19 protein-coding genes are annotated in these 18,594 nt (G+C 63.0%); 6 read left to right on the top strand and 13 right to left on the bottom strand.

Features of this window, described 5'->3' with window-relative positions; translation table 11 throughout:
- Window positions 1-69: 69 nt before the first annotated feature.
- From IB241_RS18110 to IB241_RS18095, 4 genes are all read right to left on the bottom strand, one after another.
- On the bottom strand, window positions 70-1,395 hold the full coding sequence (locus tag IB241_RS18110; RefSeq protein ID WP_192299597.1) for an MFS transporter: 1,326 nt from the start codon (window positions 1,393-1,395) through the stop codon (window positions 70-72).
- Between the two features lie 58 nt (window positions 1,396-1,453).
- Window positions 1,454-2,647 (bottom strand): L-2-hydroxyglutarate oxidase, encoded by a 1,194-nt coding sequence (lhgO, locus tag IB241_RS18105; protein WP_192299596.1) that lies wholly within the window; start codon window positions 2,645-2,647, stop codon window positions 1,454-1,456.
- 103 nt (window positions 2,648-2,750) lie between these two features.
- Window positions 2,751-3,461, bottom strand: a complete 711-nt coding sequence (locus tag IB241_RS18100; RefSeq protein ID WP_192299595.1) for a FadR/GntR family transcriptional regulator — start codon at window positions 3,459-3,461, stop codon at window positions 2,751-2,753.
- A 54-nt stretch (window positions 3,462-3,515) separates the two neighbouring features.
- Window positions 3,516-4,688: an MFS transporter gene (locus tag IB241_RS18095; protein WP_192299594.1), complete on the bottom strand. Its 1,173-nt coding sequence runs from the start codon at window positions 4,686-4,688 to the stop codon at window positions 3,516-3,518.
- A gap of 113 nt (window positions 4,689-4,801) precedes the next feature.
- Between IB241_RS18095 and IB241_RS18090 the strand changes: the two genes are divergently transcribed.
- Complete coding sequence (locus tag IB241_RS18090) at window positions 4,802-5,695, top strand: LysR family transcriptional regulator (RefSeq protein WP_192299593.1); 894 nt, start codon at window positions 4,802-4,804, stop codon at window positions 5,693-5,695.
- Window positions 5,696-5,723: 28 nt separating this feature from the next.
- A complete protein-coding gene (locus tag IB241_RS18085) occupies window positions 5,724-6,401 on the top strand; it encodes a GNAT family N-acetyltransferase (protein ID WP_192299592.1) in 678 nt (225 codons plus the stop codon).
- Between the two features lie 148 nt (window positions 6,402-6,549).
- On the opposite strand, the gene IB241_RS18080 is transcribed toward IB241_RS18085, so the two are convergent.
- Window positions 6,550-7,182: a TetR/AcrR family transcriptional regulator gene (locus tag IB241_RS18080; RefSeq protein ID WP_192299591.1), complete on the bottom strand. Its 633-nt coding sequence runs from the start codon at window positions 7,180-7,182 to the stop codon at window positions 6,550-6,552.
- Window positions 7,183-7,251: 69 nt separating this feature from the next.
- On the opposite strand from IB241_RS18080, the gene IB241_RS18075 reads away from it, so the two are divergent.
- Window positions 7,252-7,851, top strand: coding sequence for an NAD(P)H-dependent oxidoreductase (locus IB241_RS18075; RefSeq protein WP_192299590.1), 600 nt, complete (start codon window positions 7,252-7,254; stop codon window positions 7,849-7,851).
- A gap of 1 nt (window position 7,852) precedes the next feature.
- On the opposite strand, the gene IB241_RS18070 is transcribed toward IB241_RS18075, so the two are convergent.
- The 3 genes from IB241_RS18070 to IB241_RS18060 form a co-directional block, all read right to left on the bottom strand.
- Window positions 7,853-8,242: a hypothetical protein gene (locus tag IB241_RS18070; protein ID WP_192299589.1), complete on the bottom strand. Its 390-nt coding sequence runs from the start codon at window positions 8,240-8,242 to the stop codon at window positions 7,853-7,855.
- A 32-nt stretch (window positions 8,243-8,274) separates the two neighbouring features.
- Window positions 8,275-9,531 carry a 3-phosphoshikimate 1-carboxyvinyltransferase gene (locus IB241_RS18065; protein ID WP_192299588.1) on the bottom strand — a complete coding sequence of 419 codons (1,257 nt, stop codon included), beginning with the start codon at window positions 9,529-9,531 and terminating at the stop codon, window positions 8,275-8,277.
- 91 nt (window positions 9,532-9,622) lie between these two features.
- Window positions 9,623-10,177: a UPF0149 family protein gene (locus IB241_RS18060; RefSeq protein ID WP_192299587.1), complete on the bottom strand. Its 555-nt coding sequence runs from the start codon at window positions 10,175-10,177 to the stop codon at window positions 9,623-9,625.
- Window positions 10,178-10,349: 172 nt separating this feature from the next.
- Between IB241_RS18060 and IB241_RS18055 the strand changes: the two genes are divergently transcribed.
- Together IB241_RS18055 and nudC are read left to right on the top strand one after the other, a co-directional pair.
- A complete protein-coding gene (locus IB241_RS18055; protein ID WP_192299586.1) occupies window positions 10,350-11,162 on the top strand; it encodes a crotonase/enoyl-CoA hydratase family protein in 813 nt (270 codons plus the stop codon).
- Window positions 11,163-11,167: 5 nt separating this feature from the next.
- On the top strand, window positions 11,168-12,001 hold the full coding sequence (nudC, locus tag IB241_RS18050) for an NAD(+) diphosphatase (protein ID WP_192299585.1): 834 nt from the start codon (window positions 11,168-11,170) through the stop codon (window positions 11,999-12,001).
- Here the strand turns inward: nudC and IB241_RS18045 are convergent.
- The 3 genes from IB241_RS18045 to IB241_RS18035 form a co-directional block, all read right to left on the bottom strand.
- Entirely contained in the window at window positions 11,969-12,748 is a 780-nt protein-coding gene (locus IB241_RS18045) for a TSUP family transporter (RefSeq protein ID WP_192299584.1), read from the bottom strand. The two genes, nudC and IB241_RS18045, sit on opposite strands and share 33 nt — an antisense overlap.
- A gap of 175 nt (window positions 12,749-12,923) precedes the next feature.
- Window positions 12,924-13,643, bottom strand: coding sequence for a phosphatidylcholine synthase (gene pcsA / locus IB241_RS18040; RefSeq protein ID WP_192299583.1), 720 nt, complete (start codon window positions 13,641-13,643; stop codon window positions 12,924-12,926).
- A gap of 150 nt (window positions 13,644-13,793) precedes the next feature.
- A complete protein-coding gene (locus IB241_RS18035) occupies window positions 13,794-14,708 on the bottom strand; it encodes a class I SAM-dependent methyltransferase (protein WP_192299582.1) in 915 nt (304 codons plus the stop codon).
- A gap of 192 nt (window positions 14,709-14,900) precedes the next feature.
- Between IB241_RS18035 and mdeB the strand changes: the two genes are divergently transcribed.
- Window positions 14,901-17,561: an alpha-ketoglutarate dehydrogenase gene (gene mdeB / locus IB241_RS18030; RefSeq protein ID WP_192299581.1), complete on the top strand. Its 2,661-nt coding sequence runs from the start codon at window positions 14,901-14,903 to the stop codon at window positions 17,559-17,561.
- A 124-nt stretch (window positions 17,562-17,685) separates the two neighbouring features.
- Here mdeB and IB241_RS18025 read toward each other — a convergent pair whose 3' ends face one another.
- Window positions 17,686-18,174 carry a DUF1289 domain-containing protein gene (locus IB241_RS18025; protein WP_192299580.1) on the bottom strand — a complete coding sequence of 163 codons (489 nt, stop codon included), beginning with the start codon at window positions 18,172-18,174 and terminating at the stop codon, window positions 17,686-17,688.
- Between the two features lie 85 nt (window positions 18,175-18,259).
- The coding region (locus IB241_RS18020; RefSeq protein ID WP_169903231.1) for a ribonucleotide-diphosphate reductase subunit beta at window positions 18,260-18,594 on the bottom strand (335 nt) is incomplete at its 5' end.

Below are 18,594 nucleotides of genomic sequence, written 5' to 3'. Positions count from 1 at the left end.
GAGCTTGTAAAGTGCCCATGATGCGCGATGTGGGTGCGTCCATGCACCCGTTGGTCTGAACTTTTTCCTTCAGTTCTTGAATGTGGAGTGCTTGCGACCCTGGTCACACAGGGCGAATACCACCACCAGCAGCGCGGAAATCGCCAGGATGATCACCACGCCATCGGTGGAGTGGGTGGCCGATGCCGCCACCATCGACAACGCACCCAGTGGTGCCAGCCCGCCGGCGATGGCGGTACCGATTTCGCGCCCGGTGCCAAAACCCGAGGAGCGGGTCTGGGTCGGGAACTGGCGGCTCAGGAACGAACCCTGCGGGGCAAACATCATGGGTGCAAGGATGCCGGTGCCAACGCCGATGGCGATGTAGATCATCAGGCTTTCGCCGGTGTTGAGCAGGGCCAGGAACGGGTAGGCGAACAGCAGCGAGCACAGCCCGCCGAGCATCAGCACGGTCTTGCTGCTCCACTTGTCGCACAGCCAGCCAAAGCAGGGTACGGCGACAATCGCGATCAGGCTGGCGATGGTTACCGACAGCGAGGTGACGTGCACATCCACCCCTTTGAACTGGGTCAGGTAGGCCAGGGAGAAGGTCTTGAAGATGTAGCTCAGGGCGTTGTAGCCAATCGCCACGAAAAACACCACGGCCAGGCCCTTGAGGTCATTCTTGAACAGCGCCTTGAGTGGCGAGGCCTTGGCCTTGGTCGCTTCTTTGCTCAGTTGGTTGAACTGTGGGGTTTCCGGAATGCTGTTGCGCACCCACAGGCCGACGCCTACCAGCACGATGCTGCACACGAACGGGATGCGCCAGCCACCGGCCAGCAGGAACTCGTTGCCATTGATGGTCAGCAGGTACACGGTCAGCGACGACAGCAACAGGCCCAGGTTAAGGCCCAGTGCCGGCCAGGCGCCCTGGCTGCCGCGTTTGCCTTGGGAGGCGTGCTCGTAGGACGTCACCGCCGCGCCCGACAGCTCGGCACCGGCGCCCAGGCCCTGGATGATGCGGATAAACACCAGCAGGATCGGCGCCCAGATGCCGATGGAGGCGTAACTGGGGATCAGCCCGATCAGGGTGGTGCACACCCCCATCAGGCAGAAGGTCAGCACCAGCACTTGCTTGCGGCCGAACTTGTCACCGAGGTAGCCGAACAGAATCCCGCCGAACGGGCGTGCGATAAAACCGATGGCAAAGGTGGAAAAGGCCATCAGTGTGGCGGTCTTGGGGTCGCTGTTATCAAAGAAGATCTTCGAGAACACGATGGCCGCCATGGTGGCGTACAGGTAAAAGTCGTACCACTCCAGCATCGAACCGAAGATGGTCGCGGCGGCCACCTTGCGCAGGCGCTTGCGGGTTTGCTCGGGGGTTTCGGTGCCGGGAATCGGGGCAGTTACCGTCATGCTGTACTTCCTTCTGGGTCTTTGTAGTTATTGTCAAATGGACGCGTGGTGCGGGGTGTTACTCGGGCTTGAACAGGCGGTCGGCGATCATCGCGCCGATGGGCATGGCGGACGTCGCGGCGGGTGAGGGCGCGTTGCACACGTGGAGCATTCGTGGGGTCTGGGCGAACAGGAAGTCGTGTACCAGGCTGCCGTCGCGCATCACCGCCTGGGCGCGGATGCCCGCCTCATAGGGCAGCAGGTCGTCGAGGGTCAGCGATGGGCAGTACTTGCGGCACTGCTCCAGGTAGCCGGACTTGAACAGCGAGTTCTTCATCTCGGTCGTGCCGGAGCCGAGGTTTTGCCAGATGGTTTTCCAGAAGCCGGGGAAGCTGGCGTACTGCGCCACGTCGCGCCAGTTCACCGAGAACTTGCGGTAGTTCTCGCGGCCCAGGCCAAGCACGGCATTTGGGCCGACGGTGACGCTGCCGTCGATCATGCGCGTGAGGTGTACGCCGAGAAACGGCAGCTCCGGGTCGGGAATCGGGTAGATCAGGTGGTTGACGATGTTGTTTTTCGCCGCTGGCAGGCGGAAGTACTCACCGCGAAACGGGATGATCTGGTGGTCGATCGGTATGCCGGCCAGCGTTGCCAGGCGGTCCGACTGCAAGCCCGCGCACACCACCAGGCGGCGGGCCTGCCAGCTTTCGCCACGGGTGTTGACCGTGACTTTGTCGGTGTCTTCATGGATCGCGGTGACGGTACGCTCCAGGCAGATCTCGCCGCCGTTGCGGCGGATCACCCGGGCCATGGTGTCGCACACCTGGCGATAGTCGACGATGCCGGTGGCGTCGAGGAACAGCCCGCCGAGGCCGACGATGTTCGGTTCACGCTGGCGCAACTGGTCGGCGTCGAGGCGCTCGACCTTCATGCCATTGAGCTGGGAGCGTGCGTACAAGGCTTCCATGCGCTGCATTTCCAGGGGGCTGGAGGCCACCAGTAATTTGCCGCATACCTCGAACTTGATCCCGTGTTCAGTGCAGAACTGCTTGGTCTGCTCGGCGCCGCGCTTGCACAGGTCCGCCTTGAGGCTGCCCGGCGCGTAGTAGATGCCGGCGTGGATCACGCCGCTGTTGTGGCCGGTCTGGTGTTTGGCCAGCACTGGCTCTTTTTCCAGGATCACCAGCGAGGCACCGGGCTGGCGCTTGAGCAGTTCCATCGCCGTGGCCAGGCCGACGATGCCGCCGCCGATAATGCAATAGTCGTGAATCATGGGGTGGGCTACCTAAAGTTGCACATTTCGGTCTGCTTATCAGGTTGTCAGACTAATGTTTTTGTTAAAAAAATGGCGTGTCCAGGACACGCTACTTAAAGGATCAGTTTGTCTCGGGCAGCTCCAGGCTCAGACGCCGTGCCGCTGCGCGCAGGTGGGCTTCAGCGCTGGCGGCGGCGCGTTGGGCGTCGCCATCGGCAATCGCCTGAAAGAGCTGCTGGTGCTCCTGGGTGGCGTCGGCAGAGCCGGTGGCGAAGCGTGATGCGGAGTTTTCCCAGGCGGTTTTGCGCGCGCTGGCCAATTGGCTCCTGAGAAAGTCGTGGAAGGCGACGAAGTATTCGTTTTTGCTGGCGTCGGCGATGGCGCGGTGGAATTCCACGTCGGCGATGGCGGCGGCTTCGAAGTTATCGCGGTTGTCCTGCATGGCTTGCAAGGCACTTTTCATGCGGTGCAGGTCGGCCTCGTCACGGCGCTTTGCGGCAATCGAGGCGGCTTGGGTTTCGATCCACAGGCGCACTTCGAACATCTGCGCCAGGTCCGGGCTGCGACCATTGGGCTGCGGGAACCGGAACACCGTGCCGGCAGGCGTCTGCGAGATAAACGAGCCCAGACCACGGCGGGCGGTGATGATGCCGTCGGCCTTGAGCTGGGCGATGGCTTCGCGCACCACCGAGCGGCTGACGTTGAGTTGTTCGGCCAGTTGCTGTTCGGTAGGCATGCGCGATTCCGGCGGCAATTGACCGGAATCGATTTCTGCGCGAATCGCGCTGACAACCCGCACGACAAGCGAGTCGGGGCGCTGGAGCTCAAGCATGGGACAACCTTGGTAATCAGGTTGTCAGACAATAGTCGTTACGATTTTACCTTGTCAATATTTGTGTCGTATTCCTGCCGCCAGCAGGATCAGGCCCACCGCCACGCCAAAGGTGCTGTGCAGGCCAAAAGCCACGGCCTGCGGGGTGGCGCGGATCACATCCGGCGTGGCCCAGGCGAACACCGCACCCAGGCCCGAGGCGCCGACAATCAAGCCGATATTGCGCGACAGGTTCAGCAGCCCCGATACCGTGCCCCGGCGCGCGCCGTCCACATCGCGCATCACTGCGGTGTTGTTGGCGGCCTGGAACAGGCTGTAACCCGTCGTCAGCAAGACCAGCGCGCCCAGGTAGGCCGGCAGCCCGGCGGCCAGCGCGAGTGACAGCGCGCCCACGGCCATGATGCCGAGCCCGGCGAGGGTCATGGGCGGGCTACCGAAACGGTCGGTGAGGTGGCCCGCCGGTACGCCGGTGACGGCGGCGACACACGGCCCGACCGCCATCACCAGGCCCATCCAGCCCGGCGCGAGCCCCAGGCCGCGGGACAAGTAGAACGGACCGACCACAAACGTCGCCATCATCACCGCCGATACCAGCGCGCTCCGGGCCAAGCCCGAACGCAGGCCGGGGGTTCCGAGTGCCGACCAGAATGGCCCGCCTGGACGTGCCCCGTCCTCCATCGGTAGATACCGCCAGGCGAGCGCGGCCGCCAACAGGCCCAGTGGCACGCCAAGCAGAAACAGCGCGCGCCAGTTCCACAGGCTCAACAACACACCGCCGAGGCTGGGGCCCATGGCGGTGCCGACGGCCGAGAGCGTGCCGAGCAAACCCATCACCCGGCCGGTGCGTTCCTTGCTGACGGTGTCACCGACCATACCCAGGGGCATCGCCATCATGACCGCGGCGCCCAAGCCTTGCAGCACCCGCGCGGCGATCAGCCAGGGCAGGGTGGGCGCCATGCCGCAAAGCCCGCAGGCCGCCGCGAACACCAGCAAGCCAGCCAGCAACAGCCGCCCGCGCCCAAGTCGATCCCCCAGGCGCCCGGCACTGACAATCACCGCCGTGATCGCCAGCAGATACGCGATGACCACCCACTGCACTGCCTGGAACGGCGCCTCGAACGCCTGCGCCAGGCTGGGCAGGCCGACATTGGCGATGCTGGTGCCAAGGGAGGCCAGCAACATGGACAGTGACAGGCTGAACAGCGCGCCGCGTGAAGAGGTCTGCATCCGGAATTCCTTGAGTGATCGCAACTGTTACAAATCTACGGCGTCGCCTAACATGGCGGAAGACGCATGGGTTGCACTGAATACCTGCGTGTAACGCCTGATAAGGAGCGCCGATGCCCGATCTGAATCTGTTGATCACCCTGGACGTGTTGCTCGCCGAAGGCAGCGTTGCCGGTGCAGCCAAGCGCCTGCGCCTGAGCCCCTCCGCCATGAGCCGTGCATTGGCGCGCCTGCGTGAAACCACCGGCGACCCGTTGCTGGTGCGCGCCGGGCGTGGCCTGGTGCCGACGCCGCGTGCGCTGCAGTTGCGCGAACAGGTCAGCCAACTGGTGCAGGACGCCCATGCCGTACTGCGGCCCTTGCAAAGCCTGGACATGGCCTCTGTCGAGCGCACCTTTACCTTGCGCGCCAGCGAGGAGTTCGTCGAAAACGTCGGCCCGGCGCTGCTCGCACGGATTGCCCGCGAGGCTCCCGGCGTGCGCCTGCGTTTCGTCAACAAGACCGACAAGGACAGTGCGTTGCTGCGCGAAGGCAGCGTCGACCTGGAAACTGGCGTGGTCGACCCCGCCGGCAGCCCGGAAGTGCTGACCCAGGCGTTGTTCCGCGACCGTTTGATTGGCGTGGTGCGCAGTGGGCATCCACTGAGCCAGGGCGACGTCAGCGTGCAGCGCTATGCCGAAGGCCAGCATGTCTACGTCTCCCGTCGCGGACAGGACCGTGGGCAGATCGACGTTGCCCTCGAAGGCCTGGGCCTGGCCCGGCAGATCAGCACCATCGTTGCCGGTTTCGCCACCGCCATCGCCCTGGCCCGCAGCACCGATCTGATCGCCAGCGTGCCCGAGCGCTACACCCTGCACCAACGCGAAGGCTTGCACAGCTTTGCGCTGCCATTGAGCCTGCCGACGTTTACCGTGGCCATGCTCTGGCACCCGCGTCTGGACGCCGACCTGGCCCATCGCTGGTTGCGTGGATGTTTGCGTGAGGTGTGCGGGCAGCAACAGGTATAATCGCCGCACCCCAACCCCAGGAATTTGCATGTTCAGCCTTACCCGCTACACCACGCCGTGCCCGGAGTCCATCAATGGCCAGATCCTGCAACTGGTGGTGGACAACCTCACCGACATCAGCAGCGTGGCACTGCCACCGAGCAACTTGCTCTACAACATCTACCAGTACGCCATCGGCTTTGAGGTGCACCTGTACCTGGAAGCCTTGAACGGTGCGAAGGGGATTGCGGTTGAACTGGTCGTGGCCACCGATGCCCAGGACCCGGAAAAGGTGATCGGCTTTGTGTTGTATTTGCCGGTCAAGGACGACCCCGAGGCGTGCGGCATTGCGTTCATGGCGGTGCAGCAGGGGTGCCGGCGCCAGGGCGTGGCGCGCGGCATGGTGGGCGAGGTGCTTGCGCGCTATCCCCACGCCGAGCTGGCCTGCGCGGTGGAAAAGGTGCCGGCCTTCGAAGCCATGGGCTTCCAGGTGCGCGGCGCACGCGACACCCAGGTGCTGATGAATACCCGCGATTACGCGACCGACGGGCTGATGGGCGTGGTGGAAGTGGCGCCTATCTACAGCTCGCTTGAAGTGCGGCAGATCCACACCTACCTGCTGCAAAAACACGGCAAGCGCGCGATGGTCGATGCCGAGAAGCAGCGCGACCGTCACCTTGATCAACTGGCGCGCAAGGTGCAGGTGTTTTTGCCGGGGCGGGGCTGAAATAGCGCGCCGCTGTGTGAGATGTGTTGCCCGAGCCAACGCTTTTGCGGGCAAGCCCGCTCCCACATTTGATCGCGGTTGATGGAGGGTGAGTGTTCGGCTGGAGATCGTCCAGGCACTGCCAATCCCCTGTGGGAGATGTCGAGCTTCAGCGCGGCTTCGAAAGCGGCGGCACTGGCGATACAGATCGCCGATTCACCATCGCCATGATCGTCGCCAACAGCTCCTGCTGCGCCTCTTCCCGGCTGATTTCAGCACTGGCCGCCGCCTGGGACAGCGCTTCCGCCGCCCCCAGCATGGCGCGCAATCCGGCCTGGGACACACACCCGTCGGGCGCAAACGGCGACAGCGCGTCGCGGCATTTATCCAGGAAAATCCCCTCGTACTGGCGCTTGAGGCTTTCCAGCTCGGGTGAACTGCTCAGCGCGGCGATCACCCCTGGGATTTCGCGGCCCTGCAATAACACGCAATCGACGTAGGACGAGGCAATCACCCACGCGCGGTCCTCCAGTGTCGCGTTGCTCGCCTCGATAGCCTCGGCAAACAGCTGATTCTGGCGCCCATCAAAGTCTTCATACAGCGCGGCGAGCAACCCGGCGCGGGTGACAAAGTGGTCGTAGACCACCGGCTTGGTCACCCCCGCGAGTTCCGCGAGGCGGCCCAGGGTCAGGGCGTCGGTACCTTCATCGCGCACCAGTTGCCAGGCCACATCCAACAGCTGGCGCAGGCGATCTTCGCGCGACAGGCGGCGACGTGGGGCAGGGGATTCATGGCTTGACATGCTTATATACCAAAAGTAACTTACCAAAGGTAACTTAAGCCCAGCCTAAACCGAAATGGAGTCAATGTCATGCACGCTCTGATCGTTGTTGCCCATCACGACCCGCAATCCCTCACCCATAGCATTGCTGTGCAAGCCGCAGCGGGGCTGACCGCTGCCGGTCACACCCATGAGATCGCCGACCTCGCCGCCGAAGGTTTCGACCCACGTTACGGCGCCGCCGACCAGCGCGTGCATCGCAGCCGCGCCGAGCCGCCTGCCGATGTGCTGGCCGAACAGGCGCGTATCGACCGTGCCGATGCGCTGATACTGGCGTTCCCGATCTACTGGTGGTCGCTGCCGGGCCTGCTCAAAGGCTGGATCGACCGCGTGTTCGTCAACGGCTGGGCGATTGATTACGGTCCGGATAAACCAGTGGTGAAAAAGCTGCGGCACTTGCACGTGCACTTGCTGGCCGTCGGTGCGGCGGATGAAAGCGCATTTGAGCGTCACGGTTACGCCAAGGCCATGCGCACGCAGATCGACCATGGGATTTTTGATTACTGCGGGGCGAAGGTGCTGACCTCTGAGCTGATGCTGGAGTCGGAAAGCGGCAGCGCGCAGGCGCATCTGAACACCGCCCGGGCGATCGGGCAGCGGCTGTTCCAAGGGGAAACCGTGGCGGGTTGATTCAACCTTCGCGAAACAGGTCGTGGGCGTCGAGCAGGCGGTAGGCAATCTCCGGGCGCTTCTCCAGGCCCCGGCGAATCGCTGCCGGAATCGCTTGCCGGGTCTTGCGGCACAGGCCCGGCAAGGCGTCGATCTCGATCTGAATCCCGCGCATGCTCCTGACCTCGGTGTGCCCCGGCGCGACCTGCACGCGGATGCCCAATTGCTGGTACATCAGTTGCTGCATGCGCTCCAGGTCTTGCAGGCTCTTGAGGTCTTCAAGGCGCTCAACCAGTTTCTTCTCTTCCTGGCGCGTGAGGTTGAGGATGCGCACATCGGCGCCAGGGCTTTGCAGCAGTTGTTCGCGGTCGCAGTCGCAAGCGCCGGGTGGGCAGGGTTGGCGAATATTCATGTGCTTGGCCTCCCCATTCCGACGCTGCCGGCTCAGTCGCTGAGCTGGACCCCAAGACTGCCCAGGGCCTTCCAGTAGTCAGGATAGGTCTTGGCCACGCAGTCGGGGTCCTGAATGCGGATGCCCGCGACTTTCAACCCGGCCAGGGCAAAACACATGGCGATGCGGTGGTCGGCGTGGGTGTCGATCAACGCATTGCACGAGGTACCGGCCAGTGCCGGATCGCTGGCTACGAGCAGGTCGTCGCCTTCGATGGTCGCCAGGCCCGGGCGGATCTCATTGAGGCCGTCATGCAGCGCCTGCACGCGGTCACATTCCTTGACGCGCAGGTTGGCCAGCTCGGTGAAGCGCACCGGGGTGTTGTTGAACGCTGCGAGTACCGCGAGGGTCGGGATCGCGTCCTGCATCTGCGAGCCGACCACTGTGGCCTGCATGTCTGGGAACTGGGCGATTACGGCCTGGGCCTTGGCGTCCGGTTGGGTGAAGTCCTGGGCGGCGACGCCGATGTCGATGCGCCCGCCAGTCAGCACTTCGGCGGCCCACAGGTAGGTGGCGGCGGACGCGTCCGGTTCGATCAGGTAATCGTGGGCGCTGTAGCCGGTCGCAGCCACGCGCCAGGTGGTGTCGTTGACTTCTTCGATCCGGGCGCCGAAGGCACGCATGCAATCGAGGGTCAGGTCGACGTAGCCACGGGCACCGATGTCCTTGCCGGTCAGCGCCACTTCTATCGGGGCGTCGCCGCAGGCGGCGAGCATCAGCAGGGCCGAGACGTACTGGCTGGACAGGCCTCCGTCGATCTCGAAGCGCTTGGCCTGCACCTTGCCCACGCCGTGCACGGTCACTGGCGGGCAGCCGGTCGGGCTGTCGACCGCGATGCCGTTGGCGCGCAGGGTCGCCAGCAGCGGGCCGATCGGGCGTTTTTGCATGTAGTCGTCGCCGGTCAGCACCACGGTGCCTTCCACGGTGGCGACGGCGGCGGTCAGAAAGCGCATCGCGGTGCCGGCATTGCCGAGGAACAGCGGTTGCGTCGGCAGTTGCAGCTTGCCGCAGCTGGTGACGACAAAGGTGGTGTCGTCCGGCTCGTCGATGCTCACGCCCATCTGGCGCAGGGCCACCGACATATGGCGGGTGTCATCGCTCTTCAGCGCGCCGCTCAGGCGGCTGGTGCCCTTGGCCAGGGCCGCCAGCAAAAGGGCGCGGTTGGTAATGGATTTGGAGCCGGGGGGCGCGACCTTGCCATTGAGGGGGAAATTGGGCGGTGTAACGGTCACGGTTTTCTGCGAACTCAAGGTACAAGGCTCCTGATGCAAGGCAAGGTGGTACGGAGTGGCCGACGGGCGGACCCGAATAATCGGCCAAACCCGCAGTGCTTGTCGAGGCTTAGCGCTGGCTGAGCCAGTAATCGTGCAGCGCCCGCGCCGCCGGTTCGATCTGGCTGACGCGCTGCTGGTGCGCTGCCACATCCAGGTCGGCTGGCAGTTCGAAGTTGTCCTGCTCGGCGCACCAGGAGATTTTTTCCAGTTCGGCGGCCTGTGGTGCTGGCAGCGCGGGCCAGTTGCCGATGGCGGCGCCACGGATATAACCAAAGCACCATTCCTCGGCGAGGGTCACCGTTTGCCCTTGGTGTTCGGTGTCGTCAAAGCGGGCCTTGAAGCCCGTCGCATCGGTCGCCAGCTGCCCGGCCAGGGTGTTGATGTGGCGGACGCACAGTTCAAGGAAGCGTTGCGCCTCGTCCATGTTGTCCCACGCGGGATTCTGGCCGCCCCAGATCGCCGGGAACCACTCGGCCACGTCCACCTGGGCCGGGCTCGACACCAGTGCCGTGAAGTAACCGTCCAGTTCGGCGAGGTTCAGCACCGAATGGTCGTCGCCGTACTTTTGCAGGGTGTCTTCGATAAAGTCGAATTCGGCCGGGGAGAGGGGTTGGGCGTGCATGGGCATATCCTTCAAACGTCGAGCGCCGCGGACGGGGCGGCTTAAAACGCGAAGGATGGCGTGTGTGCGGGGTTTTATCCAGCGTTTTCCCAGTCCCGCTTTTGGCCGATGCGCCGTTGTGCACCCTTGTTATAGTTCGGCCCTTATCACTCGCCAGTCAGGGATCACTGCCATGTCCGAATATCAAGCTTTCGTTGTCGAACTCAGCGGCAATGTTGCCCATGTGCAGATCAACCGCCCGGAAAAGATCAACGCGATGAACGCGGCGTTCTGGACCGAGATCATCGACATCTTCCAGTGGATCGAAGACACCGACGCGGTACGCGCCGTGGTACTGAGCGGTGCTGGCAATCATTTCTCCTCGGGGATCGATTTGATGATGCTGGCCTCGGTGGCCAACGAATTCGGTAAGGACGTGGGCCGCAATGCGCGTCTGCTGCGGCGCAAGATCCTCGAACTGCAAGCCTCGTTCAACGCCGTCGACAACTGCCGCAAACCCGTGCTGGCGGCGATCCAGGGTTACTGCATCGGCGGCGCCATCGACCTGATCAGCGCCTGCGACATGCGCTACGCCGCCGAGGGCGCGCAATTCTCGATCAAGGAAATCGACATCGGCATGGCCGCCGACGTCGGCACCCTGCAACGCTTGCCGCGCATTATCGGTGACGGCATGTTGCGTGAGCTGGCCTACACCGGTCGCCAGTTCGGCGCCGAAGAGGCGCGCAGCATCGGCCTGGTCAATCGCGTTTACGCCGATCAGCAAAGCCTGCTGGCCGGTGTGATGGAGATCGCCCGTGAAATCGCCGCCAAGTCGCCAATTGCCGTGACCGGCACCAAAGCCATGATCAGCTACATGCGTGACCATACAGTCAATGATGGCTTGGAATACGTTGCCACCTGGAACGCGGCTATGTTGCAATCCAACGACCTGCGCGTGGCCATCGCGGCCCATATGAGCAAGCAGAAACCCGAATTCGTGGATTGACTGACATGACCCCAGGCTGGATTACCACCACATTGCTGGACAACGACACCCCTGGCGGCTGGGCCGTCGCCCGCAGCCGCGAGGGCTTTTTGCATGACAGCAATGGCCCGCTGTTCCCCCGGGAATGGCTCAAGCGCCAGGATGTGTCGGTGTTTGCCGAACACGGCATCGGCCACCTCGACGGCGAGCCGGTGTACCTGCTGGAACTCAACGCCCCCGTCGACGTGCCGGGGTGCAGCTGGCAGGGCCTGCGCGGCTTTATGCTGCAAGGTGATCACAGGCTGTACAAAGTGCTGGGCTACGCCGCGCAGATCGGCACCTGGGCGCGGGAACACCGGTTTTGCGGGAGTTGCGGCCAGGCCATGGCCCAGGTGCCACGGGAGCGGGCGATGTTCTGCCAGGCTTGCGACCTGCGCAGCTACCCACGGATTTCGCCGAGCATGATCGTGCTGGTGACCCGTGGCGACGAGATCCTGCTGGCGCGTTCGCCGCGCTTCGTCAGTGGTGTCTACAGCACCCTGGCGGGCTTTGCCGAGCCGGGTGAGTCGGCCGAAGACTGCCTGATCCGCGAGGTGCGCGAGGAAGTGCAGGTGGAGGTCAAGAACATCCAGTACATGGGCAGCCAATGCTGGCCGTTCCCCCATTCGATGATGCTGGGCTTTCATGCCGAATACGCCGGTGGCGACATCGTGCCCCAAGCCGACGAGATCGAAGATGCGCAATGGTTCAATATCCATGACCTGCCGCCGTTGCCGGCGTCACGTTCGATTGCGCGCTACCTGATCGACCTCTACCTGGCGCGGCGCTTAGGCCACGCTGAACCAGTGCTGCCAGGCTAGGCGCACGGTCAGGCCCAGGACCACGGTGATAAACACCGGGCGAATGAATTTGGCGCCGCCGCTGATCGCGCTGCGAGCGCCAAAGAATGCGCCGAACATCACGCAGATACCCATGGTCAGGCCGACGATCCAGTCCACCGTGCCGTTGAAGATAAACACCGAGAGTGCCGCCGCGTTGCTGACGAAGTTCATGCTGCGCGCCACGCCGCTGGCCTTCACCAGGTCGACGGGGTACATCAGCAGGGTGCTGACGGTCCAGAACGCGCCGGTGCCGGGGCCGGCCACGCCGTCGTAGAAGCCCAGGCCGAAACCCTGGGTGGATTGCCACTTCTTCTTTATCGGTGCGTCGGCTTCCAGCGGCGCCTTGGGCGTACCGCCGAACAACAGGTACAGGCCGCAACCGAAAACGATCACCGGCAGCATCTTGTTCAGGGTTTCGGCTGGCAGATAGTGGGCGACCACCGCGCCGGTCAGTGCGCCGATGAAGGTGCCGACAATGGCGTGTACCCACTGGCGCGGGTGAAACAGCTTACGGCGGTAGAAGGTAAAGCTGGCGGTAGCCGAGCCGAAGGTGGAACTGAGCTTGTTGGTGCCCAGTACCAGATGCGGTGGCATGCCTGCGGTGAGCAGGGCTGGGGTAGTGAGCAGGCCGCCGCCGCCAGCGATGGCGTCGATAAAACCGGCGACGAAGGCCACGACGGCGAGAATGGCGAGGGTGGTGAGGTCAACGCTGAGTTCGAAGGGCATGGGCAGGGCTTATGGTTGGCAAGGCGCTATGCGGAAGGCCGCCATCTTACTGCCAGATGTACACAGAACCAAATGTGGGAGCGGGCTTGCTCGCGAAGGCGGTGTGTCAGTCACTAAGTTTTTGACTGAACTGCCGCCTTCGCGAGCAAGCCCGCTCCCACATGTCTAACTGCGATCAGCCGTGACGTTTATCCAACCATTCCAAGGCCGTGCGCCAGATGCAAATCCCCAGAAAGTACGCTGACATCAGCGACCACAACCCAAACGTCCACGGGTTGGTGTTCGGATAATCCACCACCATCAAGAAGCTGCACAGCAACCAGATGGTGGTCACTGCGATATTGATCGGCATGAACCGCTTCACGCGGAACGGGTGCAAGAACTTCATCGGCGTCACGGTCAGCAGGGCCAGGCCGATCACCGTGAGCAAGGTGACCCAGGCATCCGGCTGGATGATGTACACACACAGCGCCACCACGTTCCAGGCGGCGGGGAAGCCGACGAAGTAGTTGTCCTTGCTCTTCATGTTGACGTTGCAGAAGCAGAACAACGACGACACCAGGATCACCGACACGGTGAACAGGTGGGTAAAGTCCGGCAGGTCGATATAGCGGTAGATAAACAGCGCGGGGATGAACACGTAGGTGAGGTAATCGATCACCAGGTCCAGCACCGAGCCATCAAAGCTCGGCAACACCGTGCTGACATTGACCCTGCGCGCCAGGGAACCGTCGACGCCATCGACCACCAGCGCCAGGCCCAGCCACAGCAGGCAGGCCTTGGGGGAATTTTCCAGCAGCGCCAGAGTGGCCAGAAAAGCCAGTACCACGCCGGTGGCGGTAAAGCCGTGGGCGCCCCAGGCTTTGAGTCTGGCTACATGCAGGGTCGTTATCACGGGCGGTTCTCCAAAAGGTGAAACGGGGCAGCCGACAGCGAAGCGCGGTCGAGTCTGGCCAGGGAATGCAGGTATCGACCGGGAAGGGGGGGATAAGGTTCACCACCCCGGCGTTAGAGCTAAGCGTAGCAAGCGCTGGCCGTTTCGGCATCAACCCTGGCGGAACACCAGCGCCTTGAGACCACTTTGCGCGTCAATATCCGGAAATTCCGGCGGGTTTTCCAGGCGTTCGACAAATCGCAGCCCCGGTGCTTCACGGGTCACACCGTCGATCAGGAAGTCTTCGCCGAAGGCCGGGTCGTTCATGCACGCCAGCACCGTACCCTGAGCTGTGAGCAAGTCCGGCAGGCGGCGCAGCACGCGTTGGTAGTCCTTGGTCAACAGGAAACTGCCTTTCTGGAACGACGGCGGATCGATGATTACCAAGTCATAGGGGCCACTGTTGGTGACCTTGGCCCAGGACTTGAACAGATCGTGGCCCAGGAACGTGACCTGGCTCAGGTCATGACCGTTCAGGCGATGGTTGTCACGGCCACGGCTGAGGGCGCCACGGGCCATGTCCAGGTTCACCACATGGTCGGCGCCGCCTTCGATGGCGGCCACGGAGAAGCCGCAGGTGTAGGCAAACAGGTTGAGGATGCGCTGGCCCTTGGCGTGTTCGCGCACCCAGTTGCGGCCGTAGCGCATGTCGAGGAACAGTCCGCTGTTCTGCTTTTTACCCAGGTCGATCAAATAACGCAGGCCGCCTTCGGTGATGGTCAACTCGTCGATGGGGCTGCCCACCAGCCATTCGGTGGTGCTTTGCGGCAGGTAGCGGTGTTGCAGCGCCACGGTGTAGGCACTCAACTGCGTTTGCAGCAACTGTTTCAGGGCTTCCAACTGGGCCGGTTCCGGCTCCTTGAACAATGCGACCAGTATCACGCCTTGCAGCCAGTCCACCGTCAGTTGCTCCAGGCCCGGCCAGCAGCGCCCGCGGCCGTGGAACAGGCGCCGGGTTTCGTCTGGTGGGGTCGCCAAGGCGTCGAGCAGGTGGGCGTGCAGGGTAGCGAGTGCGTCTGGGTTCATCATTAAACGTCAGTCATTGAGCGGGCGGCATTTTAAACACAATGGCAAGGTTACGGGGTGGTTGAGCACAACGTGCTGGGAAAAATCGCAATACCAGTGATTCATGCTCAAAATTCAGAATTTTACGCCTGAAAACAGGCAAAAAATCCTTGGGCGTCGACATAAACTGGAAAAAAAGGCCTGGAGATGCCCATGAACGGTTTCGCGAGCGCAGTCAATCACACCGCCCTGGATCAGCAAGAGTTGGACGAGTGGCGCGACGCCCTGGCGTCGTTGGTGGCCAACGCCGGTCCTGCGCGGGCCCGGCAGATCCTCGACCAACTGGCCCAGGACGCCAGCGCTGCGCACATCGACTGGAAACCGCGCCACGGCACGCCCTACGTCAACAGCATCAGCGTCGAGCAGCAGCCGGCGTTTCCCGGCGACCTGGCCACCGAAGAACGCCTGGCCTCGCTGGTCCGCTGGAACGCCCTGGCCATGGTGGTCCGCGCCAACCAGGCCTATGGCGAGTTGGGCGGGCATATCGCCAGCTATGCCAGTGCGGCGGATTTGTTCGAAGTGGGTTTCAACCATTTCTTTCGCGCCCGCCGTGACGGATTTGGCGGCGACCTGGTGTTCTATCAACCCCATTCCGCGCCCGGTATCTACGCCCGTGCCTTCCTTGAAGGGCGCCTCAGCGAGCAAGACCTGGCCCATTATCGCCAGGAAATCGGCGGGCCCAAGGCTGGCGCACGTGGCCTGTCCAGCTACCCGCACCCGTGGCTGATGCCTGACTTCTGGCAGTTCCCCACTGGTTCCATGGGGATCGGCCCGATCAGCTCGATTTTCCAGGCGCGTTTCATGCGTTACCTGCAACACCGTAACCTGCTGGACACCACTGACCGCCACGTCTGGGGGGTGTTCGGCGACGGTGAGATGGACGAACCGGAAAGCATGTCGGCCCTGACCCTGGCTGCGCGCGAAGGCCTGGACAACCTGACCTGGGTGGTCAACTGCAACCTGCAGCGCCTTGACGGCCCGGTGCGCGGCAACGGGCGGATCATCGATGAGCTGGAAGCGTTGTTCGCCGGCGCCGGGTGGAACGTGATCAAGCTGGTGTGGGGCTCGGATTGGGACCCCTTGCTGGCCAAGGACCACGACGGCGCGCTGGTGAACACCTTGGCGCATACCGTCGACGGTCAATTGCAGACCTTCGCCGCCAAGGACGGCGCCTTCAATCGCGAGCACTTCTTCGGTCAGAGTGAAGCCCTGGCCAAACTCGTGGAAGGCATGAGCGACGAGCAGATCGACCGCCTCAAGCGTGGCGGCCATGACATGGTCAAGATCCACGCGGCCTACCATGCCGCGCGCCGGGTCAAAGGCAAACCCACGGTGATCCTCGCCCAGACCAAGAAGGGCTTTGGCATGGGCGAAGCAGGGCAGGGCAAGATGACCACCCACCAGCAGAAGAAGCTGGATCGCGACGCGTTGCTTGCTTTCCGCAATCGCTTCCAACTGCCCCTGAGCGATGCGCAGACCGAATCCCTGAGCTTCTTCAAGCCCGCCGACGACAGCCCGGAAATACGCTACCTGCACCAGCGCCGCCAGGCGCTCGGCGGTTATGTGCCGAGCCGCAGCCCGCTTGCCGCGCCGCTCAGCGTGCCGCCGCTGGCGGGCTATGCCGGGTTTGCCACGGCGGCCGACGGCAAGGAAATGTCCACCACCATGGCCTGCGTACGCATGCTGACCAACCTGCTCAAGGACAAGGCCCTGGGGCCGCGCATTGTGCCGATTGTCGCCGATGAGGCGCGCACCTTCGGCATGGCCAACCTGTTCAAGCAAATCGGCATCTACTCCAGCGTCGGCCAGCGTTATGAGCCGGAAGACATCGGCTCAATCCTCAGCTACCGCGAAGCCACCGACGGGCAGATCCTCGAAGAGGGCATCAGCGAAGCCAGCGCCATCAGCTCCTGGGTCGCGGCGGCCACCAGCTATTCGGTGCATGGCCTGCGCATGCTGCCGTTCTACATCTATTACTCGATGTTCGGCTTCCAGCGTGTCGGCGACCTGATCTGGGCCGCCGCCGACCAGCGTGCCCGTGGCTTCCTGCTCGGCGCGACGGCCGGGCGCACTACCTTGGGGGGTGAAGGCTTGCAACATCAGGACGGCAGCAGCCATCTCATGGCGGCCACCGTGCCCAATTGCCGCGCCTACGATCCGGCGTTCGCCGGGGAATTCGCGGTGATCCTCGACCACGGCATGCGCCAGATGCTGGAGCACGAGGTGGACGAGTTCTACTACGTGACGCTGATGAACGAAAACTACCCGCAGCCGAGCCTGCCGCAAGGGGTTGAAGCGGCGATCATCAAGGGCATGTACCGTCTGGAAGGCACGGTTGGCGCCCAGGTGCGGTTGCTGGGTTCGGGCACGCTGGTGCGCGAAGCCCAGGCGGCGGCGCAGCTATTGGCCGAGGATTGGCAAGTGACGAGCGAGGTGTTCAGCGTCACCAGTTACAGCGAACTGGCGCGGGATGCGCGGGAGGTGGAACGCTGGAATCGGTTGCATCCGCAAGAGGCTGCACGGGTAAGCCATGTGAATGCCTGCTTGCCCCACGGCGCGCCGGTCATCGCGGTTTCTGACTATGTGCGGGCGGTGCCGCAGATGATCGCTTCGTACCTGGACAGTCGCTACACCGTGCTGGGTACTGACGGGTTCGGGCGCAGTGATACGCGGGCGGCGTTGCGCGACTTTTTTGAGGTAGATCGGTATCACATCGTGCTGGCGGCGTTGACGGCATTGGATGCGCGGATGGGTCAGCTGGCGATTGAGAAATACGGTTTGCAGACGGAACGTGCGGCGTCCTGGATCTCCTGACAAGCGCAAATCAAAATGTGGGAGCGGGCTTGCTCGCGAAAGCGCTGTGTCAGGCAATGCATGTGCTGACTGATGCACCGCCTTCGCGAGCAAGCCCGCTCCCACATGGGTTTTGTGCTGGTCTTTAGAGGGTAGCTATCAGGGCCGGCCCAAATGCTTCCTTCAGAAACCCTGGGGCGATATAGCGCTCGTAGTGCGCTTCGGACAACAGGAAAAACTCACGATCAATCGCATCGCGCAGATCCGCCAAATGACGTTCACGAAATTCCGGTTGCAGCACCAGCCCATACGCATCCAGCCGGGAAATCACCCGCGCCCCGCGGGCAATCAACTGGTACGCCCAGCAATACGGTGACTGATGCGGCACAAAGCGGATCTTGCGGCTTTCCAGTTGCTGGCGCAGCAGGTGCGGATCAAACACTTCCAGCTTGCTGGCCATCACCTGCACCAGCAACTGTTCCAGACGCAGCCACACCGCCTGTTTTTCCTCGGCGTTGTAACCGTTCCACTGGATCACTTCGTGGTGATAACGCTTGCAGCCCCGGCAGACGAGGTCCCCGTAGACGGTGGAGCACAGGCCGATGCACGGGGTCTTGATGGTTTGGTTGGGCATAAGTCGCTTGCTTGCAAAATCCAGAGAACACCGAAAACCAATAATGTAGACGCGGGCTCGCCACAGCAAACCCGCTCCCACATTTTCAGTCCCAGCTCAACGCGCCGCCGGTTTGGTACTCGATCACACGGGTCTCAAAGAAGTTCTTCTCTTTCTTCAAGTCCATGATCTCGCTCATCCACGGGAACGGGTTGGTGGTGCCTGGGTATTCTTCCTTCAAGCCGATCTGCGACAGACGACGGTTGGCGATGAACTTGAGGTAGTCCTCCATCATCGCGGCGTTCATGCCCAATACGCCGCGGGGCATGGTGTCGCGGGCGTATTCGATCTCCAGTTGGGTCCCTTGCAGGATCATCTGGGTCGCTTCTTCCTTCATCTCGGCATCCCACAGGTGTGGGTTTTCGATTTTGATCTGGTTGA

It is taken from the genome of Pseudomonas sp. PDM05 (assembly GCF_014851685.1).
Taxonomy (GTDB): Bacteria; Pseudomonadota; Gammaproteobacteria; order Pseudomonadales; family Pseudomonadaceae; genus Aquipseudomonas.
This window is presented reverse-complemented; position numbering and strand designations above follow the sequence as displayed.

Excerpts from the sequence above, each read along its gene's own strand:
- IB241_RS18110 (WP_192299597.1), bottom strand. The coding sequence starts at position 1,395 with ATGACGGTAACTGCCCCGATTCCCGGCACCGAAACCCCCGAGCAAACC.
- lhgO (WP_192299596.1), bottom strand. The coding sequence starts at position 2,647 with ATGATTCACGACTATTGCATTATCGGCGGCGGCATCGTCGGCCTGGCC.
- IB241_RS18100 (WP_192299595.1), bottom strand. The coding sequence starts at position 3,461 with ATGCTTGAGCTCCAGCGCCCCGACTCGCTTGTCGTGCGGGTTGTCAGC.
- IB241_RS18095 (WP_192299594.1), bottom strand. The coding sequence starts at position 4,688 with ATGCAGACCTCTTCACGCGGCGCGCTGTTCAGCCTGTCACTGTCCATG.
- IB241_RS18090 (WP_192299593.1), top strand. The coding sequence starts at position 4,802 with ATGCCCGATCTGAATCTGTTGATCACCCTGGACGTGTTGCTCGCCGAA.
- IB241_RS18085 (WP_192299592.1), top strand. The coding sequence starts at position 5,724 with ATGTTCAGCCTTACCCGCTACACCACGCCGTGCCCGGAGTCCATCAAT.
- IB241_RS18080 (WP_192299591.1), bottom strand. The coding sequence starts at position 7,182 with ATGTCAAGCCATGAATCCCCTGCCCCACGTCGCCGCCTGTCGCGCGAA.
- IB241_RS18075 (WP_192299590.1), top strand. The coding sequence starts at position 7,252 with ATGCACGCTCTGATCGTTGTTGCCCATCACGACCCGCAATCCCTCACC.
- IB241_RS18070 (WP_192299589.1), bottom strand. The coding sequence starts at position 8,242 with ATGAATATTCGCCAACCCTGCCCACCCGGCGCTTGCGACTGCGACCGC.
- IB241_RS18060 (WP_192299587.1), bottom strand. The coding sequence starts at position 10,177 with ATGCACGCCCAACCCCTCTCCCCGGCCGAATTCGACTTTATCGAAGAC.
- IB241_RS18055 (WP_192299586.1), top strand. The coding sequence starts at position 10,350 with ATGTCCGAATATCAAGCTTTCGTTGTCGAACTCAGCGGCAATGTTGCC.
- nudC (WP_192299585.1), top strand. The coding sequence starts at position 11,168 with ATGACCCCAGGCTGGATTACCACCACATTGCTGGACAACGACACCCCT.
- IB241_RS18045 (WP_192299584.1), bottom strand. The coding sequence starts at position 12,748 with ATGCCCTTCGAACTCAGCGTTGACCTCACCACCCTCGCCATTCTCGCC.
- IB241_RS18035 (WP_192299582.1), bottom strand. The coding sequence starts at position 14,708 with ATGAACCCAGACGCACTCGCTACCCTGCACGCCCACCTGCTCGACGCC.
- mdeB (WP_192299581.1), top strand. The coding sequence starts at position 14,901 with ATGAACGGTTTCGCGAGCGCAGTCAATCACACCGCCCTGGATCAGCAA.
- IB241_RS18025 (WP_192299580.1), bottom strand. The coding sequence starts at position 18,174 with ATGCCCAACCAAACCATCAAGACCCCGTGCATCGGCCTGTGCTCCACC.